This is a genomic window from Burkholderia sp. 9120, assembly GCF_000745015.1.
GTDB lineage: Bacteria > Pseudomonadota > Gammaproteobacteria > Burkholderiales > Burkholderiaceae > Paraburkholderia.
Map to the genome: position 1 here is coordinate 2136768 of NZ_JQNA01000002.1, position 21147 is coordinate 2157914.

Below are 21147 nucleotides of genomic sequence, written 5' to 3' on the forward strand. Positions count from 1 at the left end.
GTCGACTACGCCGATTCATTCGCCGAACCCGCCGCCGACAGAACAGCTATCAACGCTTTCTTCGATTTCTTCAAACAGTTAATTGCGCTTTTTGTAGTGAATGAATCGCGTCATCCCGGCTATGCTTCCGGTTGCGAGAAGTGACTCCTTCATCGAGGGATGTCTCCAAATCTTTAACGCGGCTTCGGCCGCGTTTTTTTTCGTCTATTTTTCCCGCTCGTTTCCGGATTCTGCTGGATTCGCGCGGGCAATTGCATGGGCCGACGAGGCGATCGCCGCTGCACCGCGCGGCAAATCTCAAGCGAGCAACGCCGCCTGCTGCTCGATACCGTCGAGCATGGCACTGCATTTGTCGATCAGCGTGAGTCCATGGAGACGCACTCGCTCGGCTGATTCAACGCCAATAACGAGACGGTACGCGTCGAGCGCATTCAGCAACGGCGGGTATTGCAGCACGCTCGCCGCCCCCGCCACCCGGTGCACCCATTCGCGCACACGCTCAGTTTCGACGCGTTCGAGCAGCGGCAACAACGACGCCATATCTTCGCGCACCGAGGAAACGAACGAATCAAGCAGTGCCTTGACGGTCGACTCGCTTCCCCAGAGTTGCGTCATGTAACTCAGATCGACTGGGATAAACGGCTCGGCGGCGCGCGCCGTGACAACACCGACGCCGGCGGCGGCCGCCGTGCCGACCGCCTCTGCGGGCGCAGCTTGTCGCGTACTGTCCGTGCCGAACCAGCGGCTCAGATAATCGCGCAGTGTGGCGAGCCGGGTCGGCTTTACCAGGCTGTCGTCCATCCCGGCTTCGCGACACAAATTCAGGTCTTCAGGCGCGGTGTTTGCCGTGATACCCAGAATCGGCAATCGATAAGCACCGCCCGCCTCCTGCTCACGAACGCGCCGCGTGAGTTCATAGCCGGACAGGTTCGGCATGTGGCAATCGGTGATCAGGCAGCCGTAGGTCGTGTGCTCAAGCGCGGCCAGGGCCTCAGCGCCGTCGTTCGCGACGTCGCAGGCGAAACCGAGCAGAGCCAGCTGATGGCGGATCAACTCCTGGTTGACGGGATGGTCTTCAGCGACCAGGATCAGCCGGCCACTCGCGATGGCGCGTTCGCGATCGGGAATCGCCGCGCCGCCCTCAGGCGTACGCGGCATGCCGCCCAAACGCGGCACCACCGACGGCAACCCGGTCACCGCTGCAGCACACGCGGCGCCCAGCCCGCGCCACGAAATGGGATTGATGCTGACGCGCACGTTGTTGTCGATGATGCGATAGCCCGTCGGCTTCGGCTTCTCAGTCAGACTGACGATGCGGGAACGCGGCATGACGTCTTCGGGAAACGTCACGTCCTCGCTCGCGAACAGCAGATCCACGCCGGCCAGCACCGCGCGGTCGCGCAGTTCCGGCGCATCCGGAGCAAAGCGACGCAGTTCGAGTCCCAGCGCCTCGCCGAAATGCATCAAGGCCTGACCGACCCGCGCGTCGCTGGTGGCGACGACACCGCGCTTGCCGCGCAACGCGCTGACCGAATAACGCTGTGCCTCGACCGGCATCCTGAGCCGCACGGTCATCCGCGTGCCGCGGCCGGGCTCGCTGTGCAGTGCGAGCGAGCCGCCCATCAGATCGATCAACTTGCGGCAGATCGTCAAACCGAGGCCCGTGCCGCCAAAGCGGCGCGTGGTCGACGATTCGGCTTGCACGAAAGGTTCGAAGAGCCGCGCCTGGACCTCAGGCGCAATGCCGATGCCGGTGTCCTCGACCGTCACCTCGAGCGTTTGGGCGCCGCCGGTTTGCTCGACAACCGACACCCCCACGTCGACCTCGCCGGACGGCGTGAACTTGATCGCGTTGCCGAGCAGGTTGAACAGAATCTGCCGGAAGCGCACGCTGTCGCCCCGCAAGGTCGCGGCGACTTCCGCGGCGATATCGACTCGCACCTTCAAACCTTTTTCGTGCGCGCGACCCGCCAACAGGCCAACCGCGTTGTCGACCAGTTCACGTATGTCGATGGGCTCGGCTTCGATCGTCAGTCGACCCGCTTCGATTTTCGAGTAATCGAGCAGGTCGTCGAGAATCTGCAGCAGCGCGCCCGCCGACTCGTGAATCATGCTCAGCATCTCGCCTTGATCGGCGTTGAGCGGCGTGCGTTCCAGCACCTCGACGAGACCGAGCACGCCGTTCATCGGTGTGCGGATTTCGTGGCTCATCATCGCGAAGAAATCGTCTTTGGCGCGCGAAGCCGCTTCGGCGACGTCGCGCGCCCGCGCCAGTTCGTCGGAGCGCGCGTGCTCCACGCTGGCGTCCACCCAGTACCCGCTCCACACAACGCTGCCGGCACCTTCCCGTCGCGGGACCAACTCGGCGCGTACCCACTTGAGATCGCCTTCGCTTTTGAAGCGAAACTCCATATGCACCGGCGTTTCGCAGCGCGCCGAGTGCTCCAGCTGGGCGATCACGAGCGGCCGGTCCTGCTCGCAAACGCGCTTGAAATCGACCTGATCGCGTTTGATCACGGCGCTACCGCCCAGCAGCAACCGCGTGTCGCCGCCGATATATGGAAACGAGTACACGCCGTCGGCCGTACGGCGCAGTTGAAACACCACGGCCGGCAACGAGCGCGTTACATCGAAAAGACGGCGCTCGGTTTCGCGAGCGAGCATTTCGGCCCGCCGGATATCGGTGATGTCGACCATGGTGCCGAGGACGCAAACCGGTTTACCGTCGCTGCCGCGGCAGGTGCTGGTCCAGAACAGGCCGTGCCGCACGTCGCCGGCGCTACGCACGAACTGCAGCTCCGCCTGCGCCGTTTCGCGACCGTTGAGCATCTCGCGAGTCATCTCGTCGAGGATGTGGCTGTTGGCCTCGCCCCAACTCTGCACGTCCTTCGTGGTGCGGCCAACCACCGCTTCGCGGCGCATGCCGCAGGCTTCCTCATAGGCCTGATTGACGGCGATATACCGGCCGTCGAGGTCCTTCGCAACCAGCGGATAGGGCACCATCTTCATCATGGTTTCCTGGAAGCTCAGTTGCAGCGCAAGATCGCGCTCCGTTTTCTTGCGCAGCCTGACCTCCCGCTGCAACAACAGACAGGCACGCAGCGTGACAAGCAAAACAATGCCGATGCCGATCAGCAACGGCAGCAGACGCAGCGCGGTCACGCTCCAGATGCCCGCGCCCGTGGCACTACCAGTGACCCATTTCTGCCTGATGCGTTGCTTTTCCGCCGGCGGCATGGCCAGCAACGCGCGATTGATCAGCCCGGCAAGCGGACTCAGGTCCGCGCGCACGGCGAAGTTGAGCGCGTCGGATTCACCGACCGTGCCGAGAATCTTGAGCACGCCGACATAGCGGCGCTTCAGCACGACGTCGACGGCGGCCACGTTGCCTACCAGGACGTCCGCCTCGCCTGCCGCGACCATGGCCAGCGCGTCGTCGAGACTGGGCGCGATCGCGATATGGTTCGGGGGAATGTGGTCGAGCGCATGCGGCACCGACCCGGCGACATGCGACGAAACGACAATGCGGCGCGACGCGAAGTCGCCGAGCGCACGCGCGGCCGGCTCGTCTTCGCGCCCGACAATGACCAGCGGATAGCTCTCGTACGCGCGGGTGTGCTGCGCGCTTTTGAGGCGCGGATCATTGCTGGAAGCGGTGGCCAGCATGGCCAGCTCGCCGCGTTGAAAGGCGGCGATAATGGCAGGCCAATCCGCGGTGGAAGCGCGGCTGAACGTCACGCCGAGCGTGCGGCTCAGATACGCCAGATGGTCTGCAGCGACGCCGGCCGGATGCCCGGCGTCGTCGACATAGCTGAAGGGTGGCCAGGTGCTATCGAAACCCACCGGCAGCGGCGGCAATGACCGAAGCCACGCTTGCTCCTGCGAGGTGAGCACCAGACGCGGCGCACCGGTCACCGGCCCGGCGTCGAAGTTGCCGGGTAGCCAGCGCACGCGCAGCGCCGCATCGTCAGCCGGGTCGAGCGATGCAAGCGCCCGATCGAGTTGATCGCGCAGCGCAGTCCGACCGCGCGGAACGCCGAAGCGCAGATCCGCAATTTTGCTGCCCTCCTCGAACGCGATGCTCAGGCTACGGAACTCGTGAGTGGCCAATGCGTATTGCACGGCCGGGGTAAAACCAAGGTAAGCGTCGGCATCGCCCCGAACAATCGCGGCAAGTGCGGCGTGAGTGGTTGCAAACGCGTTGATCTCAGCACGCGGAAAGCGCTCGCGCACTGAACGCTCCAGTGCAAAACCTTTCTCGATGGCGATGCGCGCCGCGCCAAGCTGCGATGCGGTCCCGTAGCCCTCACCGTCCCGGCGAACCACGGCTGATATGGAGGAGTGGAAATACGGCACGGTAAATCGCAGGCAACGCTCGCGTTCAGGCGTGCGCGCAAGGCTCATCAACAGATCGACCTGGCCCGCGCACGCAGCGGCGAGCAGTTGCGGCATGTCGGGAAAAGCCTTGGCTTCGATGACGACGTCCGGCCCAACCAGCGCACGCAAATAGTCGACGCTCATGCCAGTGAGCCGGCCTCCTTCTAGCGCCTCGAACGGTCGCCAGTTGCTGGCAAGCACACCGACGGTCAGTCTGGTGGGAGTGGGGTTTGCGGCTTGAGGGCGTGATGCCTCGCCGGACGGCTGGGCGACAGCCGCAGCGTGCGCGATGCCGCAGAAGAAAAGGACTAGCAGGGCCAACCCCAGGCGCCGGAGTCCACGCCTCAACGCACTACCTTGCCGAACACGGACGAGCAACGCCATCCGAGAATCGAGGTTGCCGCTCACGCGGATTCGCTCTGGCGACCGGCGAGCGCGTCAGCCGGCGGGTCTGATTTGCGGTGCAGAAATGAAAACAGGATGCCGGCCACAACGCCGCCGGACATAGGCGCGGCCCAGAACAACCAGAGCTGATCCAGCGCCCAATCGCCAACGAACAACGCCTGGGCGGTAGAACGGGCGGGATTGACCGAACCGTTGGTGACCGGAATCGACACCAGATAAACGAGCATCAGGCACGCGCCCACAACCAGCGGCGCGATTGACACCAAGTGGTGGCGAGCCGCGACCATGAGGCTCGACATGACAAAGGCGAACGAGAGCACGAACTCGACGACCAGCGCCGAGTGCAATGGATAGTCGGCGGGGGAATGTTCGCCAAAACCGTTGGCGGCGAACTCGCTAGCGCCCAGCGCGAAACCGGGGCGACCACTCGCGACGTAAACAAGCAGCGCCGCCGCCGCGGTCGCCCCCAGAAGCTGGGCAGCGATATAGGGCACCAGGTCCCTGACCGGAAAACGCTGCGCGGCCGTGAAGCCCACGGTGACAGCCGGATTGAAATGCGCGCCGGATATGCCGCCGAATAGGTAGCCGGCTGTAGCGAGCGCGAGTCCAAATGCCGACGACACCTCGAGCACGCCATACCCTTGCTGAACCGCGCCAGTGCTCAACACAACGCTACCGCAGCCGATGAACACCAGCCATGCCGTCCCGACGCCCTCTACAAACAACCGCTTACCTAGCGCGACCATGCCGTCTCCCAATTCTTCCGGACAAGGCAGACGGCAATACACGATTACAGTAAGACGTCGGCCTGAATTCTTCGCGACACTTCCATTCAGCATGACGAAATAATTACGTTCGTCACGTGAATGGAAAACAGCCCCGCACTGAACTCAGAACTATGAAATGGCAACGCCGTCAATCCAATCAGCAGAGTCCTAAATTTGGACACCGTGATAACCGTCAGAGGACCGGCCTCAGAATCTCGGCCGGACCTCAGGTCAAGCCAATCTGTCGCGCGTAATCGATCAGGTCGGATTCCGTCTCAAGGCCTAGCTTGCGCATCGCGCTGCGCTTCTGCGTGCTGATGGTCTTGCCGCTGCGCTGCAAACGGACCGCGATTTCGTGAACGGCGAGGCCCTGCACATACAATTGAAAAACCTCCCACTCGCGTGCGCTCAAAATGCCGGCGCGAAGCTGCACGGGTGTATCCGCTACCTCCATCGCGGTGCGCGCCTGCTCCGACAGATAGACGTGGCCGGCCATGCCGGCTTCGATCGCGTCGATCAACGCAGTGGCGACGTCGCGCTTGTCGACGATTGCGCCCACGCCGATATGCAACAGCCCGGACAGCATGTGCGCATGGCAAATCATCGTCAGCACGACGATGCAAGGATGAGGCTGGCCTCGCAACACGCGGCGCAGAAACGAAACCGCATTACTGCCGCCGTCGATGCCGGGCATGCTGATGTCCGACACGACCACGTCGCACGCGCAGGAGTCGAGTAGTTCGGCCAGGCCATAGGTGTCGGCTGCTTCGCCGACGATTTCGATATGTGACGCGGCCGACAACAGCCGCCGGACGCCGACGCGAACACAGTCGTGATCGTCGGCCATGATGACGCGGATTTTTCTTGTCATTTCTTGTTGTGTTATCGACTGGCTCGCCCTGCACGCGTTGCGCTTCCCCAGGTCGTGCCAATGTCTCTTATGACAGTCGCACCGGTCGCGGCACGACACCTTGCCGGCCCGTTACCGGCTCTGCGCACGCTCCTCCGCCACCACGCCATGCTCGACGGCGAAGCGGAACAATTCCGCGTCGCTCTGCAAGGCCAGCTTGCGCATGGCCGTGCATTTCTGCGCGCTGATCGTCTTGACGCTGCGGCCGAGGCGCGCGGCGATCTCGGTGACGCCGAGCCCGGACGCGTATTGGGTGAACACCTCGAGTTCGCGGCGCGACAACATGGTGCGCACGAAATCGAGCCGCTGTGTGACCGTGGCGTCGGCGATCAGCGCGCGCACCGCCGGCCCGACGTAGCATTCCCGTGCGAGCGCGGTGACGACCGCCACGTGAATCAGATCGATCCGGTCGCGCTTGCTGACCAGTCCGTCGACACCGAGCGAGATCACCTTCTGCAGCGCGTTCGCCTCGGTTTCCATGGTGAGTACGACGAGCCGCACGCCGGGATAGCGCAGCTTGAACTGCCTGACGACCTCGAGCCCGTTGCCGTCGAAACCGCCCGGCATATAAAGGTCCATCAGCACCAGGTCGCATGGATTGCGCTCGACCTCCATGAAAAGCTCGGTGGCGTCGGCCGCGCGACCGACGACTTGCATATTCGGATAGCCCCCGATCAGATTTTCGATCGCCAGTAAAACCAGCGGATGATCGTCCGCAATGATGGCTCTAACGGGTGTGCCTGTTTCAGCGACGTCGTTCATTGATTAATTCCCCTTTCTATCTTGACTGCTCGCCGTTGTGTTCGGCGCAACCGGCCGAGCTTCGATCATTAAACGTTCTCCCGAAAATAACCATAAGATCGCTCCGAAACACCCCCAATCAAAGCCAGTTTCTTCGCCCAATTGCTTAGATATGCGATTCAAAATTAATAATCCCGTGTGCACGCAAGTAAGAGAAGAGGCCAGGATCGTTGGTCACGCCCAGCTTGGCCATCGCTTCGCGCTTTTGGCGGCTCACCGTACGACGATGGCAACCGAGCGCGGCGGCGATGTCGGCGATCGACTGTCCGCCGGCGAAGCGCTTGACGACTTCCGCTTGCCGCCACGACAAACGCGGCGCGGGCGGCCGCTGAGACTCACTGTCGTGCGGATGCGCGAGTGCGTCGACGATGGAGCGACCGACGTAGACGTCGCCGCCCGCGCTCGCGTGGATGGCCCGCCAGAGTTCGTCCATCGACTCCGTTTTGCCGAGCGCGCTAACCGTGCCGTCCGCGACAATGGCGCGCAGGATCGCCGTGTTCATCAGCGTCGTCATGACGACAATGCGCACTTGAGGCCAATCGCGGCGGATGCGGCGGATCAGGCCGAGCCCGTCTTCGGCGCCGCCGCGAGGTTCCTGCATCGAGAGATCGGTGACGAGCACATCGCACGGCGTGCTCTGCAACAGGTCGACTAGTAAAGTCGGCGTTGCCGCTTCGCCGGCGATGGTGACGCTGGCTCGCATTTCCAGCGCGGCCCGAATGCCAAGCAGAACGAATGGATGATCGTCCGCCAGAATGATTCTAAGGTTCACCAGGATTTCTCGTGTTTGTTGTAGGGATAATTGGCTAATGCGCAGGAATAAACCGACGTACTCTGCGCATGCTTTAACGGCAACCCGGCGACGCCTATAAGTACGCCAAGGCGGCCATAAAATCACCGCTACCACGCTGCGAAAATCGGAGCTTTCCGAATCCTGTAAAAAACTGATAGTTCAATGCGGGTCTATCCAAAAGGCAAAATGCCGCAAATACCCGGAATGGATATTTGCGGCATTTTTATAGCCAATGGTCCACTGAATCGCTGCGTTCAATTTGAAGCGCTTCGCGACGCGCTCGCCTCAGGTCGGGTCGTACACAGGCGCCGCGCTTATCTTGCCGCTGCGCACCGCGCGCGGAAAGACCGGCCACGCAATCAGCGCGCAGACACTGGCCACGGCCCAGACCATCGGCCACGAACCCATCGACAGCAATAACGGAATGGCGAGCGGCGTCAGGAATAGCGTAAGAAAGACGCAGGTATTGCCGATCGCCAACGCCGTGCCCGCGCGGCTCGTGCCCGCCTGCGTGGCCAACTCCGTGAACGCGACGCCGTGCCACGCCGAGGCGCTCACCCCGCCCAACACGATCATTACCGCGAACACGCTGGAAAGTGCCGCGTGATGCAGGCCGGCGAGCCCCGTCAGCAGAGCGAGCGACGCGAACAGTACCGCTGTGAGCAAACTGCAGGCGCGCATGTACGCCCGGCGATTGCCGCGCCGGTCGGTCCAGCCGCCGCTCCAGACCCGCGCGATCGCCGCGCCGGTTTGCACCGCGGCCATCGTCACGCTGATCGCCAGCACGCCGGCACGGCTGAAGTCGTGGAGGAACACCGTCCCGAACGTGATGACCGCGAGTTGCGGCACGCACAATGCCGCCGCGCCGAGCGCCACGCGCCAGATGCTGACATTGCGCAACGGCGAGCCTTTCGCCGGAGTCACACCTGTCGCACCTGCGGCACCCGCCCCGCCCGCCGCGCCATGAGCCGTGCGCGCGCCGTCCGTGTCGACATGCGACGGTTCGTGCAGCCAGTGCCAGGTAAATCCGGCCGTGATTGCGCAGGCCACCGCCAGCACGGCATAGGCGCTAGCGAAACCAAAGTGCGAAGCAAGCACCGGCAGCACCAGCGCGCCGAGGCCGCCGCCCGCGGGCACCGCGGTCTGGCGAATGCTCATGGCGAGTCCGCGCTCGCCTTCGCGGAACCAGGCCATCACCGCGCGCCCGCTCGATCCGTTGACGCTGCCGCCCAGCAAACCAACCAGCAGCAGGCCGAGCGCGAGCATCGTCACGCTCGGTACATGCGCACCCGTCGGCGCCACGAACACCGCCATACCCGCCAGCGCCGCCGCGGTCGACAACAGGCCGAGCAGCAGCACGCGCCGGTCGCCCCAGCGGTCGGTCAACAGGCCCCACGGCAACTCGCTGACGGCGATCCCGAGACCAAGCATGCCGAGCACCAGCCCGAGGCCGCCGTTGCCGAGGTGATAGTCCGAGCGTAGAAAGACCGCGGTCGTCGGAATCCCCGAAAACGCCGCCGAAAAACTCGCGTTCGCGGCAAAGCCGACGCCCAGCACCTTCCACCGATGACTCGCCGTGCGTCCGCCCGAATCGAGCGCCGCTGCCACTGTTCCGTTTTTCATCACACCCTCCGCAAAGTAGAAATCTGGAGGTATCCTACGGCGGGGCCTTCCATCGAAAAAGCCGGAAATTCAGATTACATCCATCGGATAAACCGAATCATGAGCCAACGTGGATTCGACCTGACGCAGTTGCGAACCTTCGTCGCCGTCGCGGAATCGGGCAGCGTGTCGGCCGGCGCCGAGCGCGTATTCCTGTCGCAGTCGTCGGTGAGCGAGCAGTTGAAGAAACTCGAGGAGCGCGCCGGCCTGCCGCTCTTCGTGCGCAGCAAGCAGGGCGTGACCGCCACGCCGGCCGGCAGCCGCCTGCTCGACCACGCGCGCCGCATCATCGCGATGAGCGAAGCGGCGTTCGAGGATCTGCAAGGCCGCTCGCTCGACGGCGAACTGCGCATCGCGATCACGGACTATTACCGTCCGCACGACATCGCGCGCATTCTCAAGACCTTCTCGGAGCAGCATCCGCGTCTGAAGCTGCATGTGAACGTGCAGCCGAGCGCGGTGATCGACAGCAGCGCCGGTAACGATGCGTCGTTCGACATCGGCGTGTCGTTGCGGCTCGTCACGGACACGGCGCGCGCCGCCGGTCGCCGCACCGCCGTACCGAGCGCCGTGGTGCGGCGCGAAAAACTGCTGTGGGTCTGCGCCGCCGATGCCGGTCCGCGACCGGCCACGCCGTATTCGCTGGTGCTGCTGCCGTCGAGTTGCCAGTTGCAGCGCTTCGTCGTCAAGTTGCTCGACGAGCACAAGGTGCCGTATCTGGTGTCGCACTCGGCGTCCGGCGTGGCCGGCCTGCAGTTGGCGCTGAAAGCGGGGCTCGGCATTTCCTGCCTGAACGAATCGTCGACGGGTGGCGGTGTGGTGCCCTGCCCGCCTGGCGTGAACCTGCCCGCCTTGCCGGCAGTCGAGTTTCATCTGCTGCCGGGACGAATCGGCGAAAGCGAACGCGTCAGCAACGCTCGCACGGCATTGATGCGACTGTTCAGTTGAGCCACATGACAGGCCGCTCATGCGACACCCGCGCACGCGACCTGGTTGAAAGCCATCATCGAACAATCGCATTCACGCGAGACGCCCTTCAATAGAAATATTGAAAGCACGCTACTCGCCGCCTATGATGATCTGGTATCCAGTCGAAGGCGCTTTCCGCCATTGATGCACTGGATCGAACTCCGCACTCCGCTGTTCGCCGCGGAATGTTTCAGCGTTATGTCCGGCAGCCCGAAAACCGCGACCCAGCGGTGCATTCACGCGACTCATTGAGTTAAGTCAAGCAATTGCTTCGCCGTAGCTTGTCGACGTATTGCCGTCCAGAATAAGTCCGTTACGATTCGCCATTGATGCCGTCGATATAAAAAGACCGGCAGAGCTGTCACGCATCGCCCATTCGCTCATTAAGCCAATGCAGGGGTGAATGCGCGAGAAAACCATCCAGAAAAAAAGAACGTTTCCCCAACGAGGCCTGGCGTGCATCGCAGAACTTTCGGATCTTCCGTCCTGTTCGTGTTTTACGTCATGTGGAGCGGCGCGGCGCTCGCCGCGACTGACGCACCCGGCGTCATGCCTTCGGCCATGGACGAGCGCGTGCGCGCTTGCACCTCGTGTCATGGCGTGCAAGGCCAGGGGCTGAACAACGACTACTTCCCACGCATTGCCGGCAAACCGGCCGACTATCTGTTCAATCAATTGACCGCGTTCCGTGACGGCGGCCGGACCTATCCGCCGATGGGCTACCTGCTCGCGTTTTTACCCGACGACTATCTGCGCAAAATCAGCCAGTACTTCGCCGATCTGCAACCGCCCTATCCCGACGCGGATCACAGCGCCGTCTCGCCGGCGGTGCTCGCCGCCGGACAGCGGCTCGTCACGCAAGGCGACCCCACACGCAAGATTCCCGCCTGCATTGCCTGCCATGGCGCGAGCATGACCGGCACGCAGCCGGGCATTCCCGGCCTGCTCGGTCTGCACGCGAGCTATATCGCCGGACAGATGGGCACGTGGCGCTCGGGCACGCGTCACGCGCTCGCGCCGGACTGCATGCACTCGATCGCCGTCAAGCTGAGCGACAAGGACATCACCGCTGTATCCAGTTGGCTCGCGCGTCAGCCGCGTCCGGCCGATCCACGGCCCGCGCCGGCAACGACCGCGCGGCTGCCGCTCGCCTGTGGGAGCCAACCGCAATGAAGCCGACACTTCGCGCGCGTTTATCCCTCACGCTGATGACCGGCCTGATCCTCGCCAGCGTCGCCGTGCTGCTCAACGTACCGCAGACGCTCTTGATCGCGGAAGCACGCGCCGCCAGCCCGACGCCCCCCGCACCCACGACCGCCACGCCCACGCCCACGGCAGCCACCGCAACCGACCAGACCGCCGCCCAGACCGACCTCGTCAAACGCGGCGAATACCTGGCGCGCGCCGGCGACTGCGTTGCCTGCCACACGGCGCCGCGCGGCAAGCTGTTCGCCGGCGGCCTCGCGATGGAAACGCCGTTCGGCACGCTGTACTCGCCGAACATCACACCGGACGCGCAATACGGCATCGGCACCTGGAGCCAGGAAGCGTTCTTCAAGATGATGCGCACCGGCCGCACGCCGGATGGCACGCTGATCTACCCGGCCATGCCGATCGCCCAATACACCAAGGTCACGCGCGACGACTCGAACGCGATCTTCGCGTATCTGAAGACCGTTGCGCCGGTGCGCGAAGCGAATCATCCGCACACGCTGCGCTTCCCGTTCAATCAGCGCAAGTTGCTGTACGGCTGGCGCACGCTGTATTTCCGTGAAGGCGAGTACCAGGCCGATCCGACCAAATCGGTCGAGTGGAATCGCGGCGCGTATCTGGTCGAAGGGCTCGGGCACTGCACGATGTGCCACAGCAAGATCAACATGCTCGGCGGCTCGTCGCAAAGCGAGCAGTTCGCGGGCGGGCTGATTCCGGTGCAGAACTGGTACGCGCCGTCGCTGACCTCCGACAAAGACGGCGGCCTCGGCGACTGGAGCATCAAGGACATCGTCGATCTGCTGCAGGCGGGCATTTCCGATCGCGGCGCGGTGTACGGCCCAATGGCCGAAGTCACCTATCACAGCCTGCAATACATGACCGAAGACGACGTCAAGGCCATGGCCGTCTATCTGAAGACCCTGCCCGACAAGAGCGGCCGCAAATCGGGCCCGTCCGCGCCGACCAGCACCAACGTGTTCCAGCTTGGCGCGAAGATCTACGCGGACAAATGCGCGCTGTGCCACGGCGCCAAGGGCGAAGGCCAGTTGCAGCATTACCCGCCGCTGGCCGGCAACCAGTCGATCGAAATGGACTCGGCCGTCAATCCGATCCGGATCGTGCTGAACGGCGGTTTCCCGCCGGGCACCATGCGCAATCCGGAGCCGTACGGCATGCCGCCGTTCGGCCAGGAACTGAACGACACCGACGCCGCCGCCGTCGTCACGTATATCCGCACCGCGTGGGGCAATCACGGCCAGCCGGTGACGTCCCGCGAAGTCAACGAGTTGCGCAAGGCACCGCTGCACTGAACAGCCGCACTGGAGAATCTTTTGATGGAAGCGAACGATACCCGCAGCGGCGCCCCGCCGACGGATGACGAAGTGGAACGCGTCGTCGCGGCCGGCCCGCACGGCGCGATCGCGGTAGCCGGAGTCGCCACGCTGATCGTCATGGCGATCTGGTTCGCCTTTTACTTTTTCGTCTTTCTGCCGCGTGGCGTTGTGCATTGATCATGTCGACCGATACCAATCATTCATCCGGCGGCGGTCACGCCGTCGCGCTGCGCGCCGAACGGCGCTGGGCAATTTTCGCGGTCGCGCTGATCGTGCTGATGCTCGCCGTCATCGTCTACTCGGGGCTGCATTGGGCGATGATGCCGCCGTCGCGTGTCGAAACGATCGACCCGTCGCGCCTGCAACTCTCGGGCGAATTCGTCGAGGACAACCTCGGCAGCGCGGTCGAACCGGACGGCTCGGTGGTGGTGCGCTTCATTGCGCAGCAGTACTCGTTCACGCCGCAGTGCCTGCTGGTGCCCACCGATACCCCTATCACGATCCGCACCACCAGCGCCGACGTCGTGCATGGCCTGCTGGTGACCGACACCAACATCAACACGATGGTCGTGCCCGGCTACGTCTCGACGATGAACACACGTTTCGACACGCCAGGCGATCACACCATGCCGTGTCACGAATTCTGCGGCTTCGGCCATCAAACCATGTGGGCGCACGTCAAAGTGGTCGACAAGGCCACCTTCTTCGCGCAAGCCCGACAATCCCGGAGGCTGAGCTGTGTTTCACGCTAAGCGACTCGTACTCGCCCATTTCTGGCTTGCCTTCATTGCGTTTCTGATCGCGCTGTTTCTCGGCGCGTGGCAGATGCTGGCGCGCAGTCCGTTCATGCCATGGGTCGGCGACCCGGAGCTCTACTATCGCTCGGTGACCGCGCACGGCACGGTAATGGCCTACGTGCTGCCCACGCTGGTGTCGATGGGTTTCGGCTACGCGATCGTCGAACTCGCGCTCGGCCAGCGCCTTGCCGGCCTCAAGTGGGCATGGGCCGCGCTCATCCTGCTGGCGGTCGGCGCGGTCATGGCCGTGGTGCCGGTCGCACTCGGCCAGGCGTCGGTGCTCTACACCTTCTATCCGCCGATGATCGGCAGTCCCTTCTACTATCTCGGCGTGGTGCTGGTGGTGGTCGGCTCGTGGATCTGGGTCGCGCTGATGCACGTCAATCTGCGCATCTGGAAGCGCGCGAATCCCGGCAAGCCGATCCCGCTTGCCATGTTCGCCAACGTGGCCGGCGCGTATCTGTGGGCGTGGACCGCGATCGGCGCGGCGCTCGAAATCCTGTTCCAGATTCTGCCGGTCGCCTTCGGCCTCACCAATACGATCGACGCCGGCCTGTCGCGCATCCTGTTCTCATGGACGCTGCACGCAATCGTCTACTTCTGGCTGATTCCGGCGTATATCGCGTACTACACGCTGGTGCCGCGCGCGATCGGCGGACGGCTCTACAGCGATTCGATGGCGCGCGTGTCGTTCATCATGTTCCTCGTGTTCGCGATGCCGATCGGTATTCACCATCTGTTCGCCGATCCGCAGGTTGGCTCCGGCTTCAAGTTCCTGCACGCGGTGTTCACCGGCATGGTGTCCGTGCCGACGCTGCTGACCGTGTTCACGATTTGCGCGTCGGTGGAAATCGCCGGCCGGTTGCGCGGCGGCAAGGGCGCATTCGGCTGGCTCACCGCGCTGCCGTGGCAAAACCCGATGATGCTGGTGATCGCGTTTTCGTTCGTGATGCTGGGGCTGGGCGGCGCAGGCGGGCTGATCAACATGAGCTACCAGTTGAACTCGACGGTGCATAACACGCAGTGGGTCACCGGGCACTTCCACCTGATCTTCGGCGGCGCGATCGTTATCATGTACTTCGCGATCGCGTACGAGTTGTGGCCGCAACTGACCGGCCGCGCGATCGCGTCGGCGAAACTGGTGCGCACGCAACTGTGGCTGTGGTTCATCGGCATGATGGTGGTGACGCTGCCGTGGCATTACGTCGGCCTGCTCGGCGCGCCGCGCCGCATGGCCTATTACGACTACAACGCGCCGGGCATGCAGCAGCAGGCGTTCTGGGTCGGTATGTCGGCGGTGGGCGGATTGGTCCTGGTGGTGTCGGGCGTGATGTTCATCTACATCCTCGCGAAGTCGCAATTCGGCCCCGTCGTACCGCAGCAGACGTTCCGCTTCGCGAGCGCGGTGCAGCCGGTGGAACGCGTGCCGGCCGCGCTCAATAGCTTCGGCCTGTGGGTAGCGTTGATGATCGGCCTCACGGTCGTCAACTACAGCGTGCCGATCGTACAGTTGCTCAGATTGCCGCAGACGTCCGTGCCGGCAGTGATCGTCGGAGCGCAGCGATGAATCAGGAACGCGTCTTCAGCTTGCGCAACCCGTGGTTCACGCTGAGCGTGGGCGGCACGATCGCGATCGCGGTCGTGGGCATACTGATCGGCTTTATCTGGCTGCCGTCGGCGAACAATGCATTCGGCGACCGCAGCTTATGGGCAACGATCTGCAGCGCCGCAGGCGCGCCGTCCACCTGGTACGGCGGCGCGAATCTCGCCGGCCCGGCGCCGAGCGACGTGGTGGTGTTGCCGCCGTTGCGGCGCGCGAACGCCGACGCGACGTCGATCGGCCGGGGCGCGACCATCGCCACGCAGAATTGCTCGATGTGCCATGGCGTGCAGGGCACGCCGCCGGTGACCGCGCCCGCGTTAGCCGGCCAGTACGCCGATGTGGTCTACAAAGAGTTGCGCGACTTTCAGAGCGGCATGCGCCAGAACGCCGTGATGCAGGCGATTATCGCCACGCGCAGCGATCAGGATCTGCACGATCTGGCGGTCTACTATGCGTCGCTTTCAAGAGGGCCCGCGGCGGAGAATCCGTCGTCCGGTGCGGAACCGGATGCTAACGCGGTGAAGCTGGCCATGCAGGGCGATCCGCAGCGCAATATCGCACCGTGCGCGGCATGCCATGGGCAACTGGATCGCAAAGGCGCCGCGCCGTGGCTAGGTGGACAGTCGTCCGTATATCTCGCGGCGCAGTTGCATGGCTTTGCTGCCGGCGCGCGACACAACGACATCAACGAGCAGATGCGCAATGTCGCGCGGCAGATGACACCCGCGGAGATCGACAGCATGGCGAAGTACTACGCCACGATGCCGTAACCAGGCATCAAGCCGTTGCGAACGAGCGCTTGTCAGCGGCTCCCGCAGCGGCCGAACCGCCACGCCGCACCGCAGAACCAGACCGCGACGACGCCGAGCCGCTGCCGGTCTGAAACACCGCCACCGCCGACGTCAATCGCCGCGCCTGATCCTCCAGCGAACTCGCCGCCGCAGCAGCCTGCTCGACCAGCGCGGCGTTCTGCTGGGTCACCTCGTCCATCTGCGCGACCGCGAGATTGACCTGATCGATTCCGGTGCTCTGTTCGAGCGCAGCCGATGCGATCTCACTCATGATCGAACTCACGCGGGAAATCGCGTTGACGATTTCGGTCATCGTCGAACCCGAGCGTTCGACCAGTTGCGAGCCGGCCTGTACCCGCGCCGTCGACGCATCGATCAAGCCCTTGATCTCCTTGGCCGCCGCCGCGCTGCGCTGCGCTAGCGAGCGCACTTCGCTCGCCACCACGGCGAAACCACGGCCCTGCTCACCCGCACGCGCCGCTTCGACCGCCGCGTTCAGCGCCAGAATATTGGTCTGGAAAGCGATCCCTTCGATCACGCCGACAATGTCGGCAATCCGCCGCGAGTCGTCGACGATGCCGTGCATCGTGCCCACCACCTGCTCGGTGAGATCGCCACCCTGCGCGGCCAGGCTCGACGCGCCCTGCGCGAGCGAGCTCGCCTGCTTCGCGTTATCCGCGGTTTGCTTGACGGTGGAAGTGAGCTGCTCGATGCTCGCCGCCGTTTCTTCCAGCGACGCCGCCTGTTCCTCGGTGCGTTGCGACAGATCGGTGTTGCCCGAGGCGATTTCGCTCACACCGGTGTCAATCGATTCCGTGCCCTGGCGCACCGTGTTCACGGTCGCGATCAGCGAGTCCTGCATCTTGCGCAACGCGGCCGCGAGGCGGCCCATTTCGTTGTTGCTGCTGACGTCGATCCGGCTCGTCAGATCGCCGTCGGCAATGCGCTGAAACTGCGCGATGGTGGCGTCGACCGGACTGACGATCGCGCGCACCAGCACCGCGCGGCCAATCAACGAACCCAGCAGCGACAACACCATGCCGACCGCCACCGCGATCGAGATCGCGTAGAACAGGTCCTGCGCGTCCTGATAGCGTTGCGCGCCGTGATCGAGTTGCAGTTGTTCGAGCGTCAGCATCGACTTTTCGAACGCGCTATAGAGCGACGGCAGTTTGTGCGCCTGCAATTGCTGGAACGCGGTCTTGTCGCCCGACTTGAGCGCGGCGAGCGCCGGCTCGACGCCTTCGCGCAGGAAGGTGTCGCGCTTGTCCATCATGTCTTTGATCAGGCGCTGTTCGTCGGCATCCGTGCTCGCGCGGCTCACATAGTGGGCAAGACGGTCGTTGGATGCTTTCTGGTACTGATCGAAACGCTTGAGCACGGCGTTCGCGCCGTCCTGGTCGTTGAGGTCGTTGAGCGACGCGTAAGTCGCCAATGCGAGACGCAGACGCAGCAGTTGTCCGGCGCTGCCTTCGAGATCGGCGACGGCGGGCGTGTCCACGGTGTACATCTGCTGCAGCGATGCGTTGCTCGAACGCAGCGACAGCAGACCGGCGGCGGCGCCGGCCAGCAACAGCACGCCGAAAAACAGGATCATCAGGGTAAGGCAGGTACGAATCGACAGATTTTTCAGCATCGGGCTAGTCTCCATTGGGCTGCCTGACCGAATGTTCAGTAAATCGCCTCGGCCACGCGTGCTGCGCCCAAGCCCGTCCGGCCAGGTCCGCAACTATTTATCTAAATTTAAGCGAATGCCACACAAAGGGACAACGGCCGGTTTACAAAAAACTTTATGGTGAATAGCGCAAGCGTTTGCGATGCATCAACCTATTGGCGGCAGCGGAGCGCTATTCGCGCAAGGCGTTTGCGGGACTACCCGGCTAGCCGCCGCAGCGGAGTTGACGGACAGTGACGAGGCGCGTGTCTTCGGAGCATGACCATGTCGGAAATAAGCTCGGCTTTACTGGTCTTTCTTTTATTGCTCGGCACGACCGGTATCGGTGTGTGGGTGCGCCCGCTGCTGCCCGAGGAACATAAAGCGCACGAAACCGTGCAACTGATCCAGTTGGTGATCGGCATGCTGGTGACGTTCGCCGCGCTGGTACTCGGCTTGATGACGGCGTCCGCGAAGGCGAGCTTCGATACCACGTCGAACGATCTGCGCACCTATGCGGCCGATCTGATCGAGTTCGACACGACCCTGCGCGAATACGGCGCCGACACCAGCCGCGCCCGGGATCTGTTGCGCCAGTACACGGCGGCGGCCATCGCGTCGACCTGGCCCGGCGAGCCGGCGCCGAGCGGCGACTATCCGAAGGACGTCGGCACGCAGGACAACTCGCAAAAACTGGAGAACGTGCGGCTCGGCGACATGCTGACCGCGGTGGGACGGGAATTGCGGCAACTGCGCGCGCACGATCCGCCGCAACAACGCACGCTTGAAGATGGTTTGTCGCAATACAGGCGGGTCGTCGACGCGCGCTGGAAAATCATCGAAGAAGCGCACAGTTCGATTTCGCAGCCGTTTTTCACCACGCTGACATTCTGGCTCGGCGTGATTTTTCTGAGCTTCGGCCTGATCGCGCCGCGCAATGCGCTGGCGCTCGTCACGATTTGCCTGGGAGCGGTGTCGATTGCGTCGGCGGTGTATGTGATTGTCGATCTGGATACGCCGTTCACCGGGCCGATCGTGGTGTCCAGTCAGCCGATGCGCGATGCGCTGGGGCATCTGAGTCAGTGAACGGCGCAGAGTTTGCTGGCGAAGATTTCGCGGCCGGGGAGTGGCGGAGTGGCGGCCTTGCGTTCTCGCCGGCTGGCTGAACGCAAGGCCGCGTTACTTCATTTGACGTAAGCGCTAGTTGCTAGCGCTAACTTTGACGCAGCCTCAGGCGGCAACCATCTTTTCACGCGCCCATGCGACCGCCGCGCGCGCTGGCGCAACGCCCGTCGCGCTGACACGGCCGGCGAGTTCAAACACGCGCGGGCCGATCTGCGCGACTTCGGCGAGTACCGACGCTTCTTCCGCGTCGCCCAGATATTCGCGCACGCAACTGATAATGCCGCCCGCGTTCACGAGAAAGTCCGGTGCGTAGAAAATGCCGCGTTGATGCAGCACGTCGCCTTCCGCGAGCGACATCAACTGATTATTCGCGCCGCCCGCGATCACCTTGAAGCGGCAATGCGCGGCGACCTCGGCGGTGATCGAGCCGCCGAGCGCGCACGGTGCGAACACATCCGCTTCCACGCCGGCGATCTGCGCGATCTCCACCACGCGTGCGCCGAACGACTGCGCGGCGCGCGCGGTCCGGGTGGCGTCGATGTCCGACACGATCAACTGCGCGCCCGCCTGATGCAGACGCTCGCACAGATCCCAGCCCACCGAGCCGAGCCCTTGCACCGCGACCGAGACGCCGTCGAGCGACTTGCGGCCCAGTGCCGAATCGACCGCCGCCTGCAAGCCGATGAACACGCCGTACGCGGTGCGCGGCGACGGATTGCCGCCGTACACGTCGCCCGAACGCGGAATGCCGCTCACGTAGCGGGTTTCGCTTTGGACCGCGCGCATGTCGTCGGCAGTGGTGCCGACGTCTTCGGCGGTCAGGTAGATGCCGTCGAGCGATTGCACGAGACGGCCAAAGGCCTTGAACATCGCGGTGCGGTCGAGCGCGTCGGGCTTGCGCAGAATCACGGCCTTGCCGCCGCCGAACGGCAGATCGGCCAGCGCGTTCTTGAACGCCATGCCTTGCGACAGACGCAGCGCGTCGTTATACGCCTCGTGGTCCGACGCGTACTGCCAGTAGCGGCAACCGCCGAACGCGGGGCCGCGCGCGGTGCTGTACACGGCGATCACGGCTTGCAGGCCGGTGGGGGCGTCGGTCGCGAGCACGATACGTTCGTGCGCGGGTTCGCCGTGAATGCCGAAAAGCGTGCCGGCGGCAGTGGTCGTCAGTCGGTCCATCTGGGTCCTTCCTTGTGGGCAGGTAATTTGAACGGAGCGCGCAGCGGTGGCTGCACGCGATGCCGTATGCCGGCCGGATCGCGGCCGCATACGGAGTCAACGCGAGGCGCGGGAGAAGCGCCTCGGTCGCAAGAGTTTAGGCGGACAATTTGAGGGTTTCGTTTTGTTTATCTGGCGATCTGGCGGCCGTGGCAGAATGATTGCCTATTTTTTGTTTATTTCGCAGACGGTTCGTCTAGCGGCACATGCTGCAATGCGCCAACCACCAGGATCTCCATGCCACTCGACGCCATCGACCAGCGCATCCTGCGCGAACTGCGCCAGGACGGGCGCCTGTCCAACGCCAAACTCGCCGAGCGGGTCGGCCTGTCGGCGACGCCCTGCTGGAACCGCGTGCGCGCACTCGAAGAAGCGGGCGTGATCGAAGGGTATGCGGCCTTGCTGAATCAGAAGGCGCTCGGCATGCCGGATACGGTGATCATCGAAGTGACGCTCGACAAACACGACGAGCGCACGCTGGAGCGTTTCGGCGACGCGCTCATCGATCTGCCGGAAGTGGTCGAAGCGTTTCTGGTGTCCGGCGAGTACGACTATCTGATCAAGGTCGCGGTGGCGGGTACGGAAGGCTATGAGGCGTTTTTGCGGCGCAAGCTGTACCGCTTGCCGGGGTTTCAGAACAGCCGGTCCATTTTCGCGCTGCGGTGTTTGAAGCGAGGGGTGTCGGTAGAGGTTTGAGGCGGTCGGGTAAATCGCTGCGGGTCACGGGCA

Annotated in this window: 18 protein-coding genes; 10 read left to right on the forward strand and 8 right to left on the reverse strand. The window is 63.8% G+C overall.

Annotation, left to right across the window (positions count from 1 at the left end):
* Window positions 1-297: 297 nt before the first annotated feature.
* From FA94_RS17655 to FA94_RS17680, 6 genes are all read right to left on the reverse strand, one after another.
* Window positions 298-4761, reverse strand: coding sequence for an ATP-binding protein (locus FA94_RS17655; RefSeq protein ID WP_081935987.1), 4464 nt, complete (start codon window positions 4759-4761; stop codon window positions 298-300).
* 20 nt (window positions 4762-4781) lie between these two features.
* Window positions 4782-5528 (reverse strand): aquaporin Z, encoded by a 747-nt coding sequence (aqpZ, locus tag FA94_RS17660; protein WP_035553499.1) that lies wholly within the window; start codon window positions 5526-5528, stop codon window positions 4782-4784.
* Between the two features lie 247 nt (window positions 5529-5775).
* Window positions 5776-6420 carry a LuxR C-terminal-related transcriptional regulator gene (locus FA94_RS17665; RefSeq protein ID WP_035553500.1) on the reverse strand — a complete coding sequence of 215 codons (645 nt, stop codon included), beginning with the start codon at window positions 6418-6420 and terminating at the stop codon, window positions 5776-5778.
* Window positions 6421-6531: 111 nt separating this feature from the next.
* Window positions 6532-7221: a response regulator gene (locus tag FA94_RS17670; RefSeq protein WP_035553501.1), complete on the reverse strand. Its 690-nt coding sequence runs from the start codon at window positions 7219-7221 to the stop codon at window positions 6532-6534.
* Window positions 7222-7366: 145 nt separating this feature from the next.
* Window positions 7367-8032 (reverse strand): response regulator, encoded by a 666-nt coding sequence (locus tag FA94_RS17675; RefSeq protein ID WP_081935989.1) that lies wholly within the window; start codon window positions 8030-8032, stop codon window positions 7367-7369.
* A 306-nt stretch (window positions 8033-8338) separates the two neighbouring features.
* Window positions 8339-9676, reverse strand: a complete 1338-nt coding sequence (locus FA94_RS17680; protein WP_035553503.1) for an MFS transporter — start codon at window positions 9674-9676, stop codon at window positions 8339-8341.
* 99 nt (window positions 9677-9775) lie between these two features.
* Here FA94_RS17680 and FA94_RS17685 point away from each other — a divergent pair, with 99 nt between their 5' ends.
* The 8 genes from FA94_RS17685 (at window position 9776) to FA94_RS17710 (ending at window position 16400) form a co-directional block, all read left to right on the forward strand.
* Window positions 9776-10663, forward strand: coding sequence for a LysR family transcriptional regulator (locus FA94_RS17685; protein WP_035553504.1), 888 nt, complete (start codon window positions 9776-9778; stop codon window positions 10661-10663).
* Window positions 10664-10708: 45 nt separating this feature from the next.
* On the forward strand, window positions 10709-10936 hold the full coding sequence (locus FA94_RS38695; RefSeq protein WP_156126664.1) for a hypothetical protein: 228 nt from the start codon (window positions 10709-10711) through the stop codon (window positions 10934-10936).
* Window positions 10937-11140: 204 nt separating this feature from the next.
* Entirely contained in the window at window positions 11141-11857 is a 717-nt protein-coding gene (locus FA94_RS17690; RefSeq protein WP_035553505.1) for a c-type cytochrome, read from the forward strand.
* Window positions 11854-13206, forward strand: coding sequence for a c-type cytochrome (locus FA94_RS17695; protein WP_035553506.1), 1353 nt, complete (start codon window positions 11854-11856; stop codon window positions 13204-13206). The genes FA94_RS17690 and FA94_RS17695 overlap by 4 nt, the downstream gene beginning before the upstream one ends.
* Window positions 13207-13230: 24 nt before the next feature.
* A complete protein-coding gene (locus FA94_RS39185) occupies window positions 13231-13407 on the forward strand; it encodes a hypothetical protein (protein ID WP_176059172.1) in 177 nt (58 codons plus the stop codon).
* A 2-nt stretch (window positions 13408-13409) separates the two neighbouring features.
* Complete coding sequence (locus FA94_RS17700; protein ID WP_035553507.1) at window positions 13410-13982, forward strand: cupredoxin domain-containing protein; 573 nt, start codon at window positions 13410-13412, stop codon at window positions 13980-13982.
* Window positions 13969-15594, forward strand: a complete 1626-nt coding sequence (locus FA94_RS17705) for a b(o/a)3-type cytochrome-c oxidase subunit 1 (protein ID WP_035553508.1) — start codon at window positions 13969-13971, stop codon at window positions 15592-15594. Before FA94_RS17700 ends, FA94_RS17705 begins: the two co-directional genes overlap by 14 nt.
* The gene (locus FA94_RS17710; RefSeq protein ID WP_035553511.1) at window positions 15591-16400 is read left to right on the forward strand and encodes a c-type cytochrome; all 810 of its coding nucleotides are present in this window, start codon (window positions 15591-15593) and stop codon (window positions 16398-16400) included. Before FA94_RS17705 ends, FA94_RS17710 begins: the two co-directional genes overlap by 4 nt.
* A gap of 7 nt (window positions 16401-16407) precedes the next feature.
* Here FA94_RS17710 and FA94_RS17715 read toward each other — a convergent pair whose 3' ends face one another.
* Window positions 16408-18057, reverse strand: a complete 1650-nt coding sequence (locus FA94_RS17715; RefSeq protein ID WP_035553512.1) for a methyl-accepting chemotaxis protein — start codon at window positions 18055-18057, stop codon at window positions 16408-16410.
* Between the two features lie 303 nt (window positions 18058-18360).
* Here FA94_RS17715 and FA94_RS17720 point away from each other — a divergent pair, with 303 nt between their 5' ends.
* Window positions 18361-19161, forward strand: a complete 801-nt coding sequence (locus tag FA94_RS17720; RefSeq protein WP_035553514.1) for a bestrophin-like domain — start codon at window positions 18361-18363, stop codon at window positions 19159-19161.
* A gap of 144 nt (window positions 19162-19305) precedes the next feature.
* Here the strand turns inward: FA94_RS17720 and FA94_RS17725 are convergent, their stop codons facing one another.
* Window positions 19306-20379, reverse strand: coding sequence for a Leu/Phe/Val dehydrogenase (locus tag FA94_RS17725; RefSeq protein ID WP_035553517.1), 1074 nt, complete (start codon window positions 20377-20379; stop codon window positions 19306-19308).
* Between the two features lie 276 nt (window positions 20380-20655).
* Between FA94_RS17725 and FA94_RS17730 the strand changes: the two genes are divergently transcribed.
* Window positions 20656-21114: an Lrp/AsnC family transcriptional regulator gene (locus FA94_RS17730; protein ID WP_035553518.1), complete on the forward strand. Its 459-nt coding sequence runs from the start codon at window positions 20656-20658 to the stop codon at window positions 21112-21114.
* The last annotated feature ends 33 nt before the right edge of the window (window positions 21115-21147 follow it).